17 protein-coding genes and 1 pseudogene are annotated in these 18,327 nt (G+C 75.0%); 13 read left to right on the top strand and 5 right to left on the bottom strand.

Translation table 11 applies throughout. The features are described from left to right. Nucleotides 1-19: 19 nt before the first annotated feature. The gene (locus ACN27B_RS27250) at nucleotides 20-706 is read left to right on the top strand and encodes a DUF2993 domain-containing protein (RefSeq protein ID WP_422741952.1); all 687 of its coding nucleotides are present in this window, start codon (nucleotides 20-22) and stop codon (nucleotides 704-706) included. Then, a complete protein-coding gene (locus ACN27B_RS27245) occupies nucleotides 706-2,865 on the top strand; it encodes an MMPL family transporter (RefSeq protein WP_422741950.1) in 2,160 nt (719 codons plus the stop codon). Before ACN27B_RS27250 ends, ACN27B_RS27245 begins: the two co-directional genes overlap by 1 nt. A gap of 50 nt (nucleotides 2,866-2,915) precedes the next feature. Here ACN27B_RS27245 and ACN27B_RS27240 read toward each other — a convergent pair whose 3' ends face one another. The 3 genes and pseudogenes from ACN27B_RS27240 to ACN27B_RS27230 all read right to left on the bottom strand — a co-directional run. Next, complete coding sequence (locus ACN27B_RS27240; protein ID WP_099160652.1) at nucleotides 2,916-3,590, bottom strand: peptidoglycan recognition protein family protein; 675 nt, start codon at nucleotides 3,588-3,590, stop codon at nucleotides 2,916-2,918. A 64-nt stretch (nucleotides 3,591-3,654) separates the two neighbouring features. Further along, complete coding sequence (locus ACN27B_RS27235) at nucleotides 3,655-4,401, bottom strand: lysozyme (RefSeq protein WP_099160653.1); 747 nt, start codon at nucleotides 4,399-4,401, stop codon at nucleotides 3,655-3,657. Between the two features lie 128 nt (nucleotides 4,402-4,529). Then, nucleotides 4,530-5,957: pseudogene (locus ACN27B_RS27230) on the bottom strand (flavin monoamine oxidase family protein); the annotation flags it as partial. Nucleotides 5,958-5,971: 14 nt separating this feature from the next. Between ACN27B_RS27230 and ACN27B_RS27225 the strand changes: the two are divergent. The 8 genes from ACN27B_RS27225 to ACN27B_RS27190 all read left to right on the top strand — a co-directional run bounded on the left by ACN27B_RS27225 (nucleotide 5,972) and on the right by ACN27B_RS27190 (nucleotide 13,153). Then, nucleotides 5,972-6,322: a YciI family protein gene (locus tag ACN27B_RS27225; RefSeq protein ID WP_099164547.1), complete on the top strand. Its 351-nt coding sequence runs from the start codon at nucleotides 5,972-5,974 to the stop codon at nucleotides 6,320-6,322. Further along, complete coding sequence (locus tag ACN27B_RS27220) at nucleotides 6,319-7,527, top strand: RNA polymerase sigma factor (protein WP_422741947.1); 1,209 nt, start codon at nucleotides 6,319-6,321, stop codon at nucleotides 7,525-7,527. Before ACN27B_RS27225 ends, ACN27B_RS27220 begins: the two co-directional genes overlap by 4 nt. 72 nt (nucleotides 7,528-7,599) lie before the next feature. Next, a complete protein-coding gene (locus ACN27B_RS27215) occupies nucleotides 7,600-8,409 on the top strand; it encodes an ABC transporter ATP-binding protein (RefSeq protein WP_422741945.1) in 810 nt (269 codons plus the stop codon). Then, nucleotides 8,406-9,122, top strand: a complete 717-nt coding sequence (locus tag ACN27B_RS27210; RefSeq protein ID WP_091574066.1) for an ABC transporter ATP-binding protein — start codon at nucleotides 8,406-8,408, stop codon at nucleotides 9,120-9,122. Before ACN27B_RS27215 ends, ACN27B_RS27210 begins: the two co-directional genes overlap by 4 nt. A 23-nt stretch (nucleotides 9,123-9,145) precedes the next feature. Beyond that, the gene (locus tag ACN27B_RS27205) at nucleotides 9,146-10,024 is read left to right on the top strand and encodes a branched-chain amino acid ABC transporter permease (protein ID WP_099160656.1); all 879 of its coding nucleotides are present in this window, start codon (nucleotides 9,146-9,148) and stop codon (nucleotides 10,022-10,024) included. Continuing rightward, a complete protein-coding gene (locus ACN27B_RS27200) occupies nucleotides 10,021-11,139 on the top strand; it encodes a branched-chain amino acid ABC transporter permease (protein WP_099160657.1) in 1,119 nt (372 codons plus the stop codon). The genes ACN27B_RS27205 and ACN27B_RS27200 overlap by 4 nt, the downstream gene beginning before the upstream one ends. Before the next feature lie 38 nt (nucleotides 11,140-11,177). Next, complete coding sequence (locus tag ACN27B_RS27195; protein ID WP_422741942.1) at nucleotides 11,178-12,449, top strand: ABC transporter substrate-binding protein; 1,272 nt, start codon at nucleotides 11,178-11,180, stop codon at nucleotides 12,447-12,449. A gap of 89 nt (nucleotides 12,450-12,538) precedes the next feature. Continuing rightward, a complete protein-coding gene (locus ACN27B_RS27190; RefSeq protein ID WP_099160659.1) occupies nucleotides 12,539-13,153 on the top strand; it encodes a TetR family transcriptional regulator in 615 nt (204 codons plus the stop codon). Nucleotides 13,154-13,162: 9 nt separating this feature from the next. On the opposite strand, the gene ACN27B_RS27185 is transcribed toward ACN27B_RS27190, so the two are convergent. Next, entirely contained in the window at nucleotides 13,163-13,582 is a 420-nt protein-coding gene (locus tag ACN27B_RS27185) for a MarR family winged helix-turn-helix transcriptional regulator (protein WP_099160660.1), read from the bottom strand. Nucleotides 13,583-13,702: 120 nt separating this feature from the next. Between ACN27B_RS27185 and ACN27B_RS27180 the strand changes: the two genes are divergently transcribed. Beyond that, nucleotides 13,703-15,454: an ABC transporter ATP-binding protein gene (locus ACN27B_RS27180; RefSeq protein ID WP_253866362.1), complete on the top strand. Its 1,752-nt coding sequence runs from the start codon at nucleotides 13,703-13,705 to the stop codon at nucleotides 15,452-15,454. Nucleotides 15,455-15,507: 53 nt separating this feature from the next. Next, a complete protein-coding gene (locus ACN27B_RS27175; RefSeq protein ID WP_099160662.1) occupies nucleotides 15,508-16,194 on the top strand; it encodes a VOC family protein in 687 nt (228 codons plus the stop codon). A gap of 168 nt (nucleotides 16,195-16,362) precedes the next feature. Here ACN27B_RS27175 and ACN27B_RS27170 read toward each other — a convergent pair whose 3' ends face one another. Beyond that, on the bottom strand, nucleotides 16,363-17,214 hold the full coding sequence (locus ACN27B_RS27170) for a hypothetical protein (protein WP_099160663.1): 852 nt from the start codon (nucleotides 17,212-17,214) through the stop codon (nucleotides 16,363-16,365). A 261-nt stretch (nucleotides 17,215-17,475) separates the two neighbouring features. Between ACN27B_RS27170 and ACN27B_RS27165 the strand changes: the two genes are divergently transcribed. Beyond that, a complete protein-coding gene (locus ACN27B_RS27165) occupies nucleotides 17,476-18,318 on the top strand; it encodes an alpha/beta fold hydrolase (protein ID WP_099160664.1) in 843 nt (280 codons plus the stop codon). The last annotated feature ends 9 nt before the right edge of the window (nucleotides 18,319-18,327 follow it).

Genomic DNA, 18,327 nt, shown 5'->3' with positions numbered 1-18,327 from the left:
ATCCACACACCGTCGGCTGGTGAGCGCGGCGGCGGTCCTGTTCCTCGTCCTGGCGGCGGTGGTCGCCGACCGAGTGGTGGCCCGGCTGGTCGCCGGCCGGCTCGCCGACCGGCTGGCCTGCGCGGCCGGGGTGCCCCGACCCGCAGTCGAGCTGGGCGGCTTCCCGGCGCTGCCGCAGATCCTCGGCGGCCGGCTGGACCGGCTCCGGATCGCGGTCGCCGACGTCCGGGCCGGCGGTCTCCGGGTCGCCCGGGCCGACGCCGAGCTGCGCGACGTCCGCACCGGCGACGGACCGGCCCGGATCGGTGCCGCGGCGGTGTCGGTGCTCGTCGGCTACGAGGCGCTGCCCACCGAGGCGGCCGGGCGTCCGTTGCGGTACCGCTACGCCGAGGGTCAGCTGGGCATCGAGACGCAGGCGCGTGCCGTCCCGATCACGCTGCTGGTCCGCCCCACCCTGACCGGCGGGCGTCTCGTCCTCACTCCCACCGAGGTGGAGGTGTTCGGGATCCGGCGGCCGGCCGGCGCCCTGCTCGACCGGCTCGGCGGGAGCGCGGACCTCGGGCGTGAGCTGCCGACGCTGCCCGACGGCCTGTCCTACCGGGCGGTGACGGCCACCGGCGACGGGCTCCTCGTCCGGGTCGAGGGGCACGAACTCACAGTGCCGGCGGCCGGCGGGCGGGCCGGCGCGCACTGCGGAGGAGCATGATGCGGGTCGACGACGGCAGCCGGGTGCACCGGCTGATGGGCGGCCTCGGCCGGCTCTGCGCCCGCCGGCCCCGGACGGTGCTGGGACTCTGGCTGATCCTCGCCGTGCTGCTGGTCGGCGCCGCGGCGGCTCTCGGCCGGCCGGTCGACAACGACGTGGCGCTGCCCGGCAGCGATGCCCAGGTGGCGCGGGACCTGTTGGACCGGGCCGGGCAGGGTGGTGGCACCGGGAGCCAACTGGTGCTGCACGTCGACTCCGGGCGGCTCGACGACTCTGCCCGGCAGGCCGTCCTGGCGCAGGTGAGCCGCGAGATCGCGGAGGTGCCACACGTGACCGGGGTCGACGGGATCGCCGCCGTCTCCGGCACGCTCAGCGCGGACGGGCGCACCGGCTGGCTGACCGTACGGCTCGACGTGTCGCCGCGCCAGGTGGACAAGGCGCTCGCCGACGCGGTCACCGAGGCGGCGGCTCCCGCCGAGGCGGCCGGCATCGAGGTGACGCCCGGCGGCGTGCTCGCCTCGGCCGCGGAACGCGGCGGGGCACGGGACAGCGAGGTGCTCGGGCTGGCCGTCGCCGCGCTGGTGCTGCTGCTCGCGTTCGGGGGCCTGGTGGCCGCGGCGGTGCCGCTGGTCACCGCGCTGTTCACGTTGGCCTGCGCGGTCAGCGCGGTCGGACTGGCCGGACATCTGGTCGCGGTGCCGTCGGTGGCCGGGACGCTGGCCACCATGGTCGGTCTCGGTGTCGGTATCGACTACGCGTTGTTCCTGGTCACCCGGCACCGCCGATTGCTGGCCGAGGGCGTGCCGGTGGACGAGGCGGTCGCCCGCAGCGTGGCCGGCTCGGGCAGCGCGGTGGTGTTCGCCGGCGGGACGGTGGTCGTCGCGCTCGGCGGGTTGGCGGTGGCCGGCGTGCCCGTCCTCGGCACGCTCGGGTGGACCACCGGTCTGGTGGTGGTTGTCGCGGTGGCCGGCGCGGTGACCCTGCTGCCGGCGTTGCTGGCAGTGCTCGGGCACCGGTTGGACCGGTTGCGGATCCGCCGCCGGCCGTCGGTCCCCGACGGGACGGCGGCGGGTCGCCGGAGCGGCTGGGCCCGGCAGGCCGACCGGGTCACCGGCGCGCCGTGGCGCTGGGCGATCCTGGCGCTGCTGCTGCTCGGTGTGCTCACCGCGCCCGCCCTCGGCCTGCGACTGGGCCAGGTCGACCCGGGCGACGAGCCGGTCGGCACCGCCGGGCGGACCAGCTACGACCGTCTCGCGGCCGGCTTCGGGCCGGGGGTGAACGGGCCGCTCACCGTGGTCGCCGAGCTGGACCCGCCGGCCGACGCCGGCGACGCGCGGGTGAACGGCCTGACCGCCCGGGTGACCGGCACGCCCGGCGTCGCCCGGGTCACCCCGGCCCGGCTCGCCGACGGCGGGCGCGTCGTGGTGCTGACCGCGTACCCGACGACCGCGCCGAGCGATCCGGCCACCGCCACGCTGGTGCGGACGCTGCGGGCCGTCGACACGCCGGGGGTGACGACGCACGTGGGCGGCGCCACCGCCACCCGGGTCGACCTCGCCGACCGGGTGGGGCAGCGGATGCCGTGGGTCATCGCGGTGGTGGTCGGCCTGGCCACCGTGCTGCTGTACGCGGCGTTCCGGGCGCCGGTCGTCGCGATCAAGGCGGCGGTGATGAACCTGGTCTCGATCGGAGCCGCGTACGGCGTGCTGACGGCGGTCTTCGCCTGGGGCTGGGGTGTCGGGCTGACCGGCCTGTCCGGTCCGGTGCCGGTGGAGAGCTATCTGCCGATGATGCTGTTCGCCCTGCTCTTCGGGCTCTCGATGGACTACGAGGTGTTCCTGTTGACCGCCGTGCGGGAGTCCTGGCTGGTCACTGGCGACAACCGCACCGCGGTCCGGGAAGGGCTGGCCGGGACCGGTCCGGTGATCACCTCGGCCGCGCTGATCATGGTGACCGTCTTCGCCGGCTTCGTGCTCCAGGACGACCCGGTGATCAAGATGTTCGGTCTCGGCATGGCGGTGGCGGTGGCGGTGGACGCCACCGTGGTCCGGGGACTGCTGGTGCCGGCCACCATGGCCCTGCTCGGTCGGGCCAACTGGTGGCGGCCCGGCCGGTCGGACCGGCGGCCCGACCAGGCGACGCGGGTGCCGGTGGGCTGAGCGGCCATGTGGGGCGCCCGTCGCACCCGGGCGCCCCACGTACGCCGGGTTCAGCCGCCGAGCCGGGCGGCGACGGTGCGGCGCAGCTCCGGCAGCCGGTCGTGCAGCAGGCCGGGGCACTGGGTGCTGTTGAAGTCCTTGTGCCCGTAGATCTCGGCGGGCGCGATGCCGTACTGCTGGCAGGTGAACGCGCAGAACGCCACCAGGCTGTCCCAGAGCGCCTGCGGCGGTTGCACGTCCAGGTAGATGCCGTCGTTCTCGATGCCGATGGCCTGGCTGTTCTGCCCGACGCAGTGCGCGCCCTGCACCATGGTCTGCCCGTGCAGCAGCGCGTACAGGCTGCCGTGGCGTCCCTCGGTCAGGTGGCCACCCCGGCTGTTGGTGAAGTGCTGGCCGGAGTCGAGCCAGCCGTTGGTGTCCATGTGCAGGTTCTGGATGTCGCGGGAGTTCCGGTACGCCTGGGCGAGGCTGTAGTCGGTGGTGTTCGGGAACGCGGTGTGGTGCACGATGATCTTGTTGGGCCGGCTCTGCACCACGCTCACCGGCGACGAGGGCGGGCGGGCGCTCCAGGTCGCGCAGTTGGCGATGGTCGGCTGGTCGACGCGGGCGGCGGCGGCCCGCGCGTCGCGGCCGGGTCCGGCCTGGACCAGCGCGCCGGCGCCGGCGGCGGCGCCGAGCAGGACCGCGCCGCGCAGCACGGCCCGCCGGGGAAGGGGAACGGACATCGGGACCTCCTCGTCGGGTACGGACGGCGGGGCGGACCGGTGCGGCCCGCCCCGCCGGCGTGGGTCAGCAGGGTCCGTTGCAGGCCAGCACCCGGAGGCGGTCCAGGGTGCCGTTCCAGACGTTCTGGTCACCGGGGAAGGTGCCGGAGGAGGCCCACTGCCAGAACGAGTACGTGCCCCAGCCGGCCGGCAGCGTGCCGACGCTGCTGGAGTAGCGGGCGATCCACAGTGGGTTGTTGGCGGCGAACTGCGACGTGTTGCCGGTGCAGGTGCTCCACCAGTCGGTGGTGGTGTAGATGGTGGCCCACCGGCCGGTGCGGGCGTGGTACTGGTTGACGAACGAGGCGATCCAGCTGCGCATGGACGCCTGGCTCAGCCCGTAGCAGGTGGCGCCGTACGGGTTGTACTCGATGTCCAGCGCGCCGGGCAGCGTCCGGCCGTCCTTGGACCAGCCGCCCCCGTGGTCGACGAAGTAGTTGGCCTGGGTGGCGCCGCTCGTGGTGTCCGGTCGGGCGAAGTGGTACGACCCGCGGATCATCCCGACGTTGTAGGAGCCGTTGTACTGCTGGGCGAAGTACGGGTTGGTGTAGTAGGTGCCCTCGGTGGCCTTGACGTAGGCGAACCGGGCCCCGTTGGCCCAGGCGCCGGACCAGTTCACGTTGCCCTGGTAGCTGGAGACGTCCATCCCGGGCAGTCCGGCCGGGGCGGCGTGGGCGGGGGCCGCGCCGAGCAGGGCGGCGGCGACGACGGTGGCGGTGGCCAGCAGCGCGGCTCCGGCCGCGCGCAGCGCCGATCGCATCGAACGGTGCATCTTTCCTCCCTGGGGGTTGCCGCCTCGCGGGCGGCGGGAGTATGACGAAAGGAACTGTCAACATTAGGTCACAGGACGGAGAAACTTTTCAATAGAGGCATCGAAGATTTTCTCTGAATGCGGGGTCTTCAGAGCCCGGCGAGCACCTCGGCGGCGGCGCGCTCGCCGGCCGTCACCGCGCCCTCCAGGTAACCGCTCCACCGGGTCGCGGTCTCCGTGCCGGCCCAGTGCAGCCGGCCCACCGGTGCCCGCAGCTGCGGGCCGTAGTCGCACCACGAGCCGGGCGGAAGGATGCCGCAGAAGCAGCCCCGGGTCCACGGGTCGGCCGACCAGTCGTACTCCACCAGGTCGTCGGGGCGGGCGGCGGCGGCCCCGAACAGCGCCGCCAGCGCGTCGCACAGCGCGTCCCGGCGCTGCCCGACCGACAGCCGGCGCAGCGCCCGGGCCTGCGCGCCGTAGCTGAACGCGGTGAGCACCCCGCCCGCGAGGCCGGGCAGCGAGTTGTCCACCGTCTCGGTGAGCGGGCCGGTGTCCGTGGTGGCCACGCCGGAGCGGCCGTCGGCCCGCCAGAACGGCTCCGGGTAGAGCGCGTGCACCTTGAACGCCGAGCCCATCGGCATCCGCTGGGTCAACCCGTCGCGCAGCGCCGGCAGCGGCGGGTCGTACCGGATCCGGCCGGCCAGCGCCGGCGCCAACGCCACCACCGCCGCGTCGGCGCGGTGCGCCTCGTCCCCGGCCCGGACCCGCACGCCGCAGGCGTCCTGGAGGATCGCGTCGACCGGGGCGGCCAACCGCACCGACCCCGACGGCAGCGCGGCGGCCATCCGCTCGGCCAGCACGGCCGGGCCGCCGACGATCCGGTCCTGCTGCGCCCCGCCGGCCATGCCCAGCAACGACCCGGTCCCCCCGCCGCTGCGCAGGTAGAACAGCAGCTGCAACAGCGACACCTCGTCCGGCGAGGCGGCCAGCAGGCCACCGGCCAGCAGCCGGCCGGCGTAGCGGGCGGTGACCGGATCGGGCACGGTGGCGGCGAGCCAACCGCCGAGCGTGGTCCGGTCCCACTCCGCCGCGCCGTCCGCGCGCCACGGCGCGGCCGGGTCCAGCCCGTCGGCCAGCGCGTCGAGGCGGCCGAGCAGCCCGGTCAGCCCGGCCGGCTCCCCGGCCGCCGACCGCCCGGCCAGCAGCAGCGTCGACGCGCCCCGCGCGGGCGACGGGAACGTCTCCAGGCCGTACGCGGCGGCCAGCGCGTACATCCGGTCCTGGGTGGGGCCGATCCACTGGGCGCCCAGGTCGAGCCAGCCGCCGTCGGGCAGCGGCCGGCTCAGCGTCCGCCCGCCCACCCGGTCCCGGGCCTCCAGCACCGACACCTCGACGCCGGCCGCGTCCAGGGCGAGCGCGCAGGCCAGGCCGGAGAACCCCGCCCCCACCACGATCACCCGGCCGCCGCGCACGGCCCGGCATACCCGGATCCCGGCCGGATTCTCCCGCGCCCGGCGTGTCGAAACCGGCGTCCGTCGTTCGTGTGAAGGGTGAAGGGCGGCACCGGGCCGCCCGGGACGAGGAGGAGCCGATGAGGCAGTACCTGATCAGCATGTACCAGCCGACCGGCGCGGGCCGGCCGGACCCGGAGTTCCTGGCCGGGGTGATGCGCGAGGTCGAGGCCATCGGCCGGGACCTGCGGGACGCCGGGAGCTGGGTGTTCGGCGACGGGCTGCACGCGCCGGAGACCGCCACCGTGCTGCGCCCGGACGGCGACGCGGTACTGGTCACCGACGGGCCGTTCACCGAGGGCAAGGAGTACCTGGGCGGCGTCACCATCATCCGGGCGCCCGACCTGGACGCCGCGCTCGACTGGGGTCGCCGCTACGCCCGCGCCACCACGCTGCCGATCGAGGTGCGCCCGTTCCAGGGCGAGGGATGACGGCTGTCGAACGGGTCTTCCGCGCGGAGTACGGCCGCGCGGTGGCGATCCTGGTCCGTCTCCTCGGCGACATCGACCTCGCCGAGGAGGCGGTCCAGGAGGCGTTCACGGTCGCGGTGCGGCGGTGGGCCGTCGACGGGCCGCCGCCCAGCCCGGCTGGCTGGATCGTCACCACCGCCAGGAACCGGGCGATCGACCGGCTGCGGCGCGAGTCCACCCGGGCCGCCCGGCACGCCGAGGCCGCCCTGCTGCACGCCGCCGACCCGCCCGTCGAGGAGGGGCCCGTGACCGACGACCGGCTGCGCCTGATCTTCACCTGCTGCCACCCGGCGCTCGGCGCCGCCGCCCGGGTGGCGCTGACGCTGCGCCTGCTCGGCGGCCTGAGCACCGCCGAGATCGCCCGGGCGTTCCTGGTGCCGGAGCCGACCATGGCCCAGCGCCTGGTCCGGGCCAAGGCCAAGATCCGCGACGCCGGGATCCCGTACCGGGTGCCCCGCGACGCCGACCTGCCCGACCGGCTGCGCGGGGTGCTCGCCGTGGTCTACCTGATCTTCAACGAGGGGCACACCGCCAGCGCGGGGGAGCGGCTCGGTCGCGCCGAACTGGGGGCCGAGGCGATCCGGCTGGGCCGGTTGCTGGTGGCGCTGATGCCGGACGAGCCGGAGGCGCTCGGCCTGCTCGCGCTGATGCTGCTGGTCGAGGCGCGGCGTCCCGCCCGGACCGGGCCGGACGGGGTGCCGGTGCCGCTGCCCGAACAGGACCGTGACCGGTGGGACCGGGCGCTGGTGGCCGAAGGGCAGGACCTCGTGCGGCGTTGCCTGCGCCGGGGTCGGCCCGGTCCCTACCAGATCCAGGCCGCGATCAACGCGGTGCACGCCGACGCGGCCACCGCCGCCGGCACCGACTGGACCCAGATCCTCGCCCTCTACGACCAGTTGGCGGCGTGCGCGCCCGGGCCGGTGGTGGCGCTGAACCGGGCGGTCGCGCTGGCCGAGGTACGCGGACCCGCGGTCGCGCTGGCCGCTGTGGACCGACTGGACCTGGCCGGCTACCACGTGTGGCACGTCGTCCGCGCCGACCTGCTGCGCCGGCTGGGCCGGCCGGTGCAGGCCAGGGCCGCGTACGAGGCGGCGATCGCCGGCACGGCGAACGAGGCGGAACGGGCGTTCCTCGGCCGCGCCCGGGACCGGCTGCCGGGGCATTGACGAACGTCCGGAGAAAAGTACACTCCCGATGTAAATAGATCGCCCCCGCGCCGTCGACCCGACGAGGTGACGATGAGCCCACCGGCCACCCCCAACGACGGTCCCGGTCTGGCGCTGCACCACGTCGGCGTCCACTTCGGTGGCCTGGTCGCGCTGGACGACGTCTCGCTGCGGGTGCCGCCCGGCCGGGTGGTCGGCGTGATCGGTCCCAACGGCGCCGGCAAGACGACCCTGTTCAACGTGGTCTGCGGCTTCGTGCGGCCGGGCACCGGCACGCTCACCCTGGACGGGCGGCCGTTCCGACCCCGCCCGCACCGGCTCACCCGACTCGGCATCGCCCGCACGCTCCAGGGCGTCGGCCTGTTCCCCGGCCTGACCGTGCTGGAGAACGTGGTGACCGGCGCCAGCCACGACGCCCGGGCCGGCTTCGCCGCCGCGCTGTTCGGCCTGCCCCGCAGCGACCGCGACGAGCGGCGGCTGCGCGCCCGGGCCCTCGACCTGCTCGCCGAGCTGGGCGTCGACCGCCACGCCGGGGCCGCGCCGGCCACCCTGCCCTATCCGGTGCGCAAGCGGGTCGCGCTGGCCCGCGCGCTGATCGCCCGACCGCGCCTGCTGCTGCTCGACGAGCCGGCCGGCGGGCTCGGCGCCGACGACGTGGCCGAGCTGGCCGACCTGGTCCGGGCCCTGCCCGAGCGTGACGACGGCTGCGCCGTGCTGCTCGTCGAGCACCACATGGACCTGGTCATGTCCGTCTGCGACGAGCTGGTGGTGCTCGACTTCGGCGCTGTGATCGCCGCCGGGCCGCCGGAGCGCATCCGCGACGACCCCCGGGTCACCGAGGCCTACCTCGGCGCCGACGTGCCGGCCGGGGGCACGGCATGACCGCGGTGCTGGAGGTCGAGGCGCTCAGCGCCGGCTACGGCCCGGTGCCGGTGCTGCGGGACGTGGCGTTCACCGTGCCGGCGGGCACCGTCGCCGCCGTGCTCGGCGCCAACGGCGCCGGCAAGACCACGTTGCTGCGGACGCTGTCGGGTCTGTTGCGGCCCACCGGCGGCCGGATCCGGTACGCGGGGGAGGACCTGCGCGGCGTCCGGGTGGAACACCTGGTCCGGCGCGGGGTGGCGCACGTGCCCGAGGGACGCGGCGTGGTGACCGAGCTGACCGTCGCGGAGAACCTGCGCCTGGGCGGGCTGTGGCGGCGGGACCGGGCCGACGCCCGGCGCGCCCAGGACGAGGTGTACGCGCTCTTCCCGGCCCTGGCCGACCGGCGTGACCACCTCGGACACCAGCTCTCCGGCGGGGAACGGCAGATGCTCGCGATCGGCCGGGCGTTGATCGCCCGCCCCCGCCTGCTGCTGCTCGACGAGCCGTCGCTCGGGCTGGCTCCCCGGGTGACCGCGCAGATCATGGCGCTGCTGCGGCGGCTGCGCGACGAGCGGGGGATGACCGTTCTGCTGGTCGAGCAGAACGTGCGCACCGCGCTCTCCGTCGCCGACCAGGGGATCGTCATGTCGCTCGGCCGGGTGGTGACCGCCGCCCCGGCGGACCGGCTACGCGACGACGACCGGCTGCGGCACGCGTACCTCGGGTTCTGACCGGCGAGTGGGAAGGGTCGCGGATGCAGCGGTTCTGGTTCCTCACCTTCGACGGGCTCGCCGCGGGCGCGGTCTACGCCGCGTTCGCGCTCGCGCTGGTGCTCATCTGGCGGGCCGCCCGGGTGGTCAACTTCGCCCAGGGCGCGATGGCGGTCGCCAGCGCGTACGTCGGCTACGCGGTCGCCGGGGCCACCGGCTCCTACTGGCTGGGCCTGGCCGCCGCGGTGCTGTCCGGCCTGGCGCTGGGCGCGCTGGTGGAGCGGGTGCTGATGCGGTTCGTCGGCTCCGCCGGCCCGCTCAACCAGGTGATCGTCGCGCTCGGGCTGGTGCTGCTGATCCAGGCGGTGCTCGGCATGGTCTTCGGCAACGGCTACCGGCCGGCGGCCACCCCGTTCGACACCGACGCGCTCACCGTCGGCGGGGTCGCCGCGCTGTCCCCGTACGACCTCTGGGTGCTCGGCGCGGCGCTGGCGGTCGTGGTGCTGCTCGCGCTGTTGTTCACCCGCACGCCGGTCGGCCTGCGGATGCGGGCCGCCGCGTTCGCCCCCGAGGTGTCCCGGCTGCTCGGCGTGAGCGTCGGCCGGATGCTCACCCTGGGCTGGGCGCTGGCCGCCGGCGTCGGCGCGCTCGCCGGCATGCTGGTCGTCCCCACCGGCCTGGGCCTGCACCCGCACGCCATGGACCTGGTCTTCGTGGTGGCGTTCACCGCCGCCGTGGTCGGTGGCCTGGACAGCCCGGTCGGCGCGGTGGTCGGCGGGCTGCTGGTCGGGTTGATCCTGTCCTACGTCACCGGCTACCTGGGACCGGACACCACGCCGCTGGCGGTGCTGGTGCTGCTGCTGGCCGTCCTGCTGGTTCGTCCCGGCGGGCTCTTCTCCGCGGCGAGAGCGAGGCACGTGTGACCACCACCCGCACCGAAGAGGCCCCGCCGTCGGCGTTGCGCCGGCTGCTGCCCGGCGCGCCGGCCGGCGCCCCGCGCTCGGCGACGCTGCTGCGGCACCTGGCCGTGGCGGTGTTCGCCGGCACGCTCGTCGTGCTGTTGACCAACCAGCTCCCGCCCTATCAGAACCTCCAGGTGGCGCGGGTCTGCGCGTTCCTCTGCGTCACCGCCGGCTACACCGTGCTGGTCGGGCTCAACGGGCAGCTCTCGCTCGGCCACGGCGCGCTGATGGCCACCGGCGCCTACACCGTCGCCCTGGTCCAGCAGGGGTTCGACGACCGGGGCGTGCGCGGGTGGTGGGTCCTGCCCGGGTCGCTGCTGGCCGCGGTCGCGGTGACCGCGCTGGGCGGGCTGGTCGTCGGGCTGGCCGCGGCCCGGCTGCGCGGGCCGTACCTGGCCGGCGTGACGCTCGCCGTGGCCACGCTGGTGCCGGCCGTGACCACCATCTTCACCGGCGTGTTCAACGGCGAGCAGGGGCTGCGCTTCCCGGCGCAGACGCCGCCGGCCGCGCTCGGCGCGTACTTCCAGCCGGAACGCTGGCTGGCCTGGATCGCGCTGGCCGCCGCGCTGCTGACCATGGTGCTGCTGGCCAACCTGGTCCGCAGCCGGTTCGGCCGGTCGCTGCGCGCGGTCCGCGACGACGAGGTGGCGGCCCGGCTCGCCGGCATCCCGGTGGCCCGCACCCAGGTGCTCGCGTTCGTGGTCAGCGCCGCCTGCGCCGGGCTCGGCGGCGGCGTCTACGCGGTGCTCACCGCCACCGTCGCCCCGGGCAAGTTCCCGCTCGACCTGTCGCTGTTCCTGCTCATGGCCATCGTGATCGGCGGCCTGGGCAGCCTGGCCGGGGCGGTCTGGGGCGCGCTGCTGCTGGTCGCCCTCCAGGACCTGCCCGGCCTGCTCACCGACCATCTCGACCTGCCCGCCGCGCTGGCCCAGCGGCTGGAGGGCAACCTCGCGCTGGCCGTGTTCGGCCTGATCCTCATCGTCGTCATGCTCGCCGCCCCGGGCGGCCTGCAGGCCGGCGTCCGCGCCCTCGCCACCCGGCTGCGCGCCACCGTCCGGCGTGCGCCGGACCGCTGATCCACCGGTCCCACCCACCCGCACCGGATTGGAGAACCATGCGCCCCACCACCCGCCGCGTTCTCGCGGCCGCCGTCGGCCTGGCCCTGCTGGCCGCGTCGACGGCCTGCGCCGACGACGCCAAGCAGGCCGCCGAGAACGTCCCCGGCGTCACCGACGGCGAGGTCGTCATCGGCACCCACCAACCGCTCACCGGCCCCGCCGCGCCCGGCTACTCGAAGATCTCCGCCGCCACCAAGGCCTACTTCGAGCACGTCAACAGCAGGGGCGGGGTGCACGGCCGGAAGATCGTCTACAAGGTCATGGACGACGGCTACAACCCGGCCAACACCGAGAACGTGGTCCGCAAGCTGGTCCTCGACGACAAGGTCTTCGCGCTGCTCGGCGGCCTGGGCACGCCGACGCACACCAACGTGCTGGAGTTCGTCAAGACGCAGAAGGTGCCGGACCTGTTCGTCTCCTCCGGCAGCCGCAACTGGAACCAGCCGGAGAAGTACCCGACGACGTTCGGCTGGCAGCCCGACTACACGGTCGAGGGCAAGATCCTGGCCAGTTGGGTCAAGCGGGAGTTCCCCGGCGCCAAGGTCTGCCACTTCGGGCAGAACGACGACTTCGGCCGCGACTCCCTGGCCGGGGTGGAGCAGGTCCTCGGCGCGGTGGCGGCGAAGCAGACGTACACCACCACCAACCAGCAGGTCGGGCCGGCGATCGGTGCGCTACGGGCGGCCGGTTGCCAGGTGGTCATCTCGGCCAGCATCCCCGGCTTCACCGCGCTGGCCATGGGACAGGCCGCCGGGCAGGGCTTCAAGGCGCAGTGGGTGGTGTCCAACGTGGGCGCCGACTACACCACGCTGTCGGCCCAGCTCGGCGACAAGAAGGTGATCCTGGAGGGCATGGTCGCCGACAACTACCTGCCCATGGTGGGCGACACCACCAACCCGTGGATCCAGGAGTTCACCAAGATCCACCAGAAGTACAACGCGGGCAACCCGGTCGACGGCAACGCCATCTACGGCTACTCGATGGCGTACACCTTCGTCCAGGCGCTGCTCGCCGCCGGACCCGAACCCACCCGGGAGAAGCTGGTCGCGGCCGTGCGCAAGGGCGGCTTCCGGGGGCCGGGCCTCACCCCCTTCCGGTACGCCGAGAACGTGCACGCCGGCTACAGCGGGGTACGCCTGAGCCGGGTGACCGGCGGCGCGCAGACGTACTTCGGTCCCACGTACACCACCGACGACGGCGACGCCCCGGTCACCGAGTTCACCGAACCGCCGACCACCCCGCCGGCGGACGCCGTCCCGACCGCCTGACCAGCACGTGTGCCGGGCGGCCGGGTACGGCCGCCCGGTGGCGCGCCCGTAGAGTGGCCGCCGTCGGTCGAGAACGGGGGAGCCGTCCCATGATCGAGGTGGATACCGACCCGCCGGCCCGGGTGGACGGCCGGGCGGCGCGGGCGGAACGGACCCGGGCCGCGATCGTCGAGGCGCACCTGGCGCTGATCGACGCCGGCGACCTGCGACCCACCGGGGAGCGCATCGCCGAGCGGGCCGGGGTGTCGCTGCGCACCCTCTGGACCAACTTCAAGGACATGGAGACGCTGTTCGCGGCCACCGGGCGGCGCATCGGCGAGCGGCAGGCGGCGATCTGGCGGCCGGTCGCGCCGGGGCTGCCGCTGAACACCCGCATCGCCGAGTTCACCGGCCAGCGGGCCCGGATGCTGGAGGTGCTGGCGCCGTCGGCGCGCGCGTCGGCGCTGCGGGAGCCGTTCTCGCCGCAGCTGCGGCGCAACCGGGAGGCGGCCATCGCCCGGGTCCGGCAGGAGATCGAGGTGGTGTTCGGCGCCGAGCTGGCGCACGCCGGGCGGGGCCGGGGGCAGTTGCTGGACGCGGTGACGGTGGCGTGCACCTGGGCCGCCTGGTCGATGATGCGCGACGCGATGGGGCTCGACGTCGAGGCCGCCCGCGCCGCCATGGCCCGTACGCTGCGCGCGCTGCTCACCGCGGGCCGCGGCTGACCCGGCGGTCTACTCCTCGCGCAGCCGGCGCAGGATCCGGGCCAGCTCCGCCCGGTCGTCCGGGTCGAGCGCGCCGAAGAAGCGCTCCGCCTCGGTGGCCCGGGCCGCCCGGATCGCGGCGCCGACCCGGTCGCCCTCGGCGGTCGGCGCGACCAGCGTGGCCCGCCGGTCGCCCGGGTCGGGGCGTCGCTCGACCAGCCCCCGCTCCTGGAGTCCGTCGATCACCTCGGTGGCGGAACGGGGCGCGATGCGCAGGTGCTCGGCGAGCGCCCCGGGCCGCAACGCGCCGTGCCGCAGCAGGACACCGAGCGCCCGCGCCTGCCCGGGGCTGATCTCCCAGGGCTCCAGCGCGCCCTTGGTCTGGTGGCGCAGTCGCCGGGCCACCGCCCAGAACGTCTCGGCCAGGCTCTCCTCGTCGGTGCCGGTCACGGGAATACGGTAACAGCAACTCCTGTTGTTCCCTCATGATGAGGTAACCTCAGCACTATCGCCGGACCAGAGGAGCACCCCTTGGATCGCATCCCCGAAGGCCGCGGAGCCGGCCGAACCGTGTCCGCCGCCGAGAAGGCCCAGGCCCGCGACGTCTCGCTGCGCCGCATCGGCGGCCTCTTCACCGCCCACCGCCGCCCGCTCGCCGCCGTGGTGGCGATCATCGTGGCGTCCTCGGTCATCGCGATGGCCTCGCCGTTCCTGCTGCGAACCGTCATCGACCGGGCGCTGCCCGACCGCGACCTCACGCTGCTGGCCTGGCTGGTCGCCGGCATGGTCGCGGTCGCCGCGGTCACCGCCGTGCTCGGCGTCGCCCAGACCTGGATCTCCACCCGCGTCGGTCAGGAGGTCATGCACCGGCTGCGCACCGACGTCTTCGCCCACCTCCAGCGGCAGTCGATCGGCTTCTTCGTGCGCACCCGCACCGGCGAGGTGCAGTCGCGCATCACCAACGACATCGGCGGCATGCAGGCCGTGGTCACCTCCACCGCCACCTCGATCGCCGCCAACCTCACCACCGTCGTCGCCACCACCATCGCCATGCTGGCGCTGAGCTGGCGGCTCACCCTCGTCTCGGCAGTCGTGCTGCCGCCCGCGCTGTGGCTCACCCGCCGGGTCGCCCGGCTGCGCCGGGAGATCACCGCCCAACGCCAGCGGGAGCTGGCCGACCTCACCGTGACCATCGAGGAGGGGCTGTCGGTCAGCGGCGTACGCCTGGCCAAGACCCTCGGCACCGGCACGGCCCTGGTCGACCGGTTCACCGCCTCCTCGGCCCGCCTGGTCGACCTGGAACTGCGCTCCGAGCTGGCCGGCCGCTGGCGGATGGCCGCCATGACCGTCGTCTTCGCGGCCATCCCCGCCGTGATCTACCTGGGCGCCGGCCTGCCCGGCACCGCCGGCACGCTCACCATCGGCACCCTGGTCGCCTTCACCGCGCTGCAGGGCAACCTGTTCCGGCCGCTGATGGGCCTGCTCAACGTGGGCGTCACGCTCACCGCCTCCCTCGCGCTGTTCGCCCGCATCTTCGAATACCTCGACCTGCCCGTCGAGGTCGCCGAGCCGGCCCGCCCGGTGCCGCTGGACCCGGCCACGGTCCGCGGCCACCTGCGCGTCGAGGACGTGACATTCAGCTACCCGGGCAGCGACACCGCCGCCCTCGCCGGGGTCAGCCTGGACGTGCCCGCCGGCACCAGCCTGGCCCTGGTCGGCGAGACCGGCTCCGGCAAGAGCACCCTCGCCGCGCTGGTCAGCCGGCTGCACGACCCGGACGCCGGCCGGATCACCATCGACGGGACCGACCTGCGCGACCTGCGCCTGGCCGACCTGGCCGCCGTCGTGGGCGTGGTCAGCCAGGAGACCTACCTGCTGCACGGCACCGTCCGCGACAACCTCCGGTACGCCCGGCCCGACGCCACCGACGCCGACATCGAGGCCGCCGCGCGCGCCGCGCGCATCCACGACCTGATCGCCGCGCTGCCCGACGGCTACGACACCATGGTCGGCTCGCGCGGCCACCGGTTCTCCGGCGGCGAGCAGCAGCGCCTGGCCATCGCCCGGACGCTGCTGCGCGACCCGCGGATCCTGGTGCTCGACGAGGCGACCAGCGCGCTGGACACCGAGACCGAGCGCGCGGTGCAGCGGGCCCTCGACGAGCTGACCCGGGGCCGGACCGTGGTGACCATCGCGCACCGGCTGTCCACGGTCCGCGACGCCGACCGGATCGCGGTGCTCGACCACGGCCGGATCGTCGAGTCCGGCACCCACGACACGCTCCTGGACCAGCGCGGCCGCTACGCCACCCTGGTCGGCTGAACACCTGATCCACAAGACGTGATTTCGGCATCGTTGATGGGTAGAGTGGCGCGGTGCGCAACGGAGTCCAGGCCCAGGTGCCGGTGCTGTACGTCGGCGACGCCGACGCCGCCCGGCGGTTCTACGCGCTGTTCGGCTACACCGAACAGCGCACCGGGGGCGACGGGGACTCCCGCTGGTCGTACCTGCGCTGCGGCGACCTGACCCTGCTGCTGGCCGAGGTCACCCCTCGCCTGGTCACGGTCGAGCTGCCGCTGATCGTCTACCTCTACGTCGACGACCTCGCCGCCACGACCGACCGCCTGGTCGCGGCCGGGCACCCGGTCGAGGCGGCCGGCCGGCCCGAGCACGCGCCCGGTGGCGAATGCCGCACCGTCGACCCGGACGGCAACACCGTCCTCTTCGGCCAGCAGCGGGTGCTGCCCGCCCAGACCCGCGTCCCGCACGGCGGCGCCGAGGCCCGGTTCTCGCTGATCCGCGAGGCCGCCGAGGCGGCCGCCCGCCGTGGCGGCGCACCGGCCCGCTGCCACATCGGCGACCCGCGCGGCGAGACGTGCGACGAGCCGGCCGAGGTGAAGCTCGCCGACTCCTGGGGCGACACGGTCTGGGGCTGCCTGGCCCACGCCGACGAGACGCTGCTCAACGCGCGCGGCGTGTTCCTGGCCACCGAGGAGGACGACGGGCTCGCCGCCTACCTGCGCGCCCGCCGCACCCGCCCCGAACCGGCCACCCAGAGCTGACGCCCGGCCCGCCGGCCCCGCCCCCTGCCTCGCCGCTTCGATCGCCGCCCGCCTCGCCACTTCGCCTAGGTGGCGGTATCAGTCACCCGGCGATGCCGCCACCTCGCCGAGCCGCCGACGGGCGACGAGCGACGGGGGTCTCCGTCATCGGCGGTGCGGGCCGACGCGTCACGGCGCGGGTGGGCTCGGATGGTCCGGCGGATGCGGGCGTGGTCGTTGGCCCGGAGCCGGGCGCGGGGCGGGCGGGGGCAGCAGCGGTTCCAGCGGCGTGAACTGCTCCACCGACGCGTCCGGCGGTGGCCCGCGCCGCGCCGGCCCGGGTCCCTGCGTCGACCGTCCCGGCGCCCCGTCCGGCTTCCCGCCCGGCGAACCCGGACGAGCCGGGTCGCGCCGATCGCGCTCCCGCGCGTACTCGGTGCGCCGGCGGGCCAGGTCCCGCTCGCACTCCAGCGCGATGCGCTGTTCCCAGTACGGCTGGAGCAGCCGGCGGACCCGCTCGTCCAGGTGCACCGTCACGTCCGGCTCGCAGGTGAACGCCACCTCGCCCCGCGCGTACGTCCACGGGGGCGGGTCGTCCTCGGCCAGCGCCGCCGCCAGCGCGGCGTGCAGCTCGCGCGGGCGGTGCGGCGGTACCTCCACCGAGCACCGCACCGCCAGCCGGAGCAACCGCTGCGTCGCCTGCGGCTGGAAGTAGTCGACGTACCAGCCGAACAGCTCCGGGCGCGCGGTCTCCGACGACCAGGTGAACGTGGCGCGCACCAGGAACACGTAGACCTGGCCCTGCGCCGGCACCACCAGCGGCTCCGGGAAGCGCCGGTCGACGGTGGTCACCGGCGTCGCCGGCTCCTCGGTCCACCACAGTTGCCGCAGCGTGGGCTGCGCGCCGGCCCAGAACCGGCGGGTCCGCGAACGGGCCGCGCCGCCCAGGGCGCGGGTCCGGTCGGCCCAGCGCCGTCGCCAGCCGGCGACGGGTACGCCGGGTATCGGCCGCGAGCCGGGATCCTCCGGCTCTCCGGTCATCGCACCCCCTCTCACCAGGCGGCAGCCGTCCAGCTGACGGCGTGGGTCGGGCAGGTGAGGGGTGTGCGGACCGGCGCGCACGGCGGTCCGCGTTCAACGCTAACAACAGGGGCCGACGGTGGCGGGTCGCCGCGCGGGCGTGGACCGCGCTGGGGCTGCGACCGGAGCGGAATCTCCTCGGCGCTCATCCGCCAGACCTGCCACGTCGACCGTCGCGTCGCAGGCCCCGCCGGCCGGCACACGAGTCGCCATACTGTCGCGATGACTGCGGAGGTGCGTACCGATGACGGTTGTCGCCTGTGGGTCGACCAAGCCGGCACCGGGTCGCCGCTGGTGCTGTGCCACGGTGGTCCAGGCGTCTGGGACTACCTCGGTCAGGTCGCCCGGCTGGTCGACGACCATGCCCGCGTCATCCGGTGGGACCAGCGTGGGTGCGGACGCTCCGAGCGGCGCGGGCCCTACACGGTCGACCGTTTCGTCGCCGACCTCGACGCGGTACGCGAGCACCTGGCCGGGCCGCGAACGGCCCTGCTGGGCCACTCGTGGGGTGCCCACCTGGCGCTGCGGTACGCGCTCGACCACCCCGAGCGGGTCAGTCACCTGATCTACGTCTCGGGAACCGGCATCGACTCTGACCGCGGCTGGCACCCGCACTACGAACGGAACCTGCGACGGCGGCTCGGTGCGCACCTGTCCCGGTGGGAGGCGCTCGGCACCCGTGCCGGCACCCCGGCCGAGGAACGCGAACGGGCGGTCCTGCAATGGTCGGCCGACTTCGCCGTCCCCGACACCGCGCTGCGTCATGCCGACGACATGGCCACGCCGTGGCTGGGGGTGAACGCAGAGTGCAACCGGGCTCTCGGTGCCGAGGTGAAGCGGGAGCTGAGCGAATCCGACGTGACCGCGCGGTGTCGAATGCTGGAGGTGCCGGTGCTGATTGTCGACGGCACCGAGGACATCCGTCCCCGCTGGGGCGTCGACTCACTGCACCGGGCGTTGCCGAACGCCGAGCGGGTGACCCTGGTCGGGGCCGGCCACCTGCCGTGGGTCGAGGATCCGCAGGGCTTCCGTCGCGCAGTGACCGGGTTCCTGACCACGCCCTGACGGGCCGGT

Origin of the sequence: Micromonospora sp. WMMD754 (assembly GCF_049315235.1) — a bacterium.
Classification (GTDB): domain Bacteria; phylum Actinomycetota; class Actinomycetes; order Mycobacteriales; family Micromonosporaceae; genus Micromonospora; species Micromonospora sediminicola.
The sequence above is the reverse complement of the archived record's forward strand: the minus strand, read 5'-3'. Positions and strand labels throughout refer to the sequence as shown.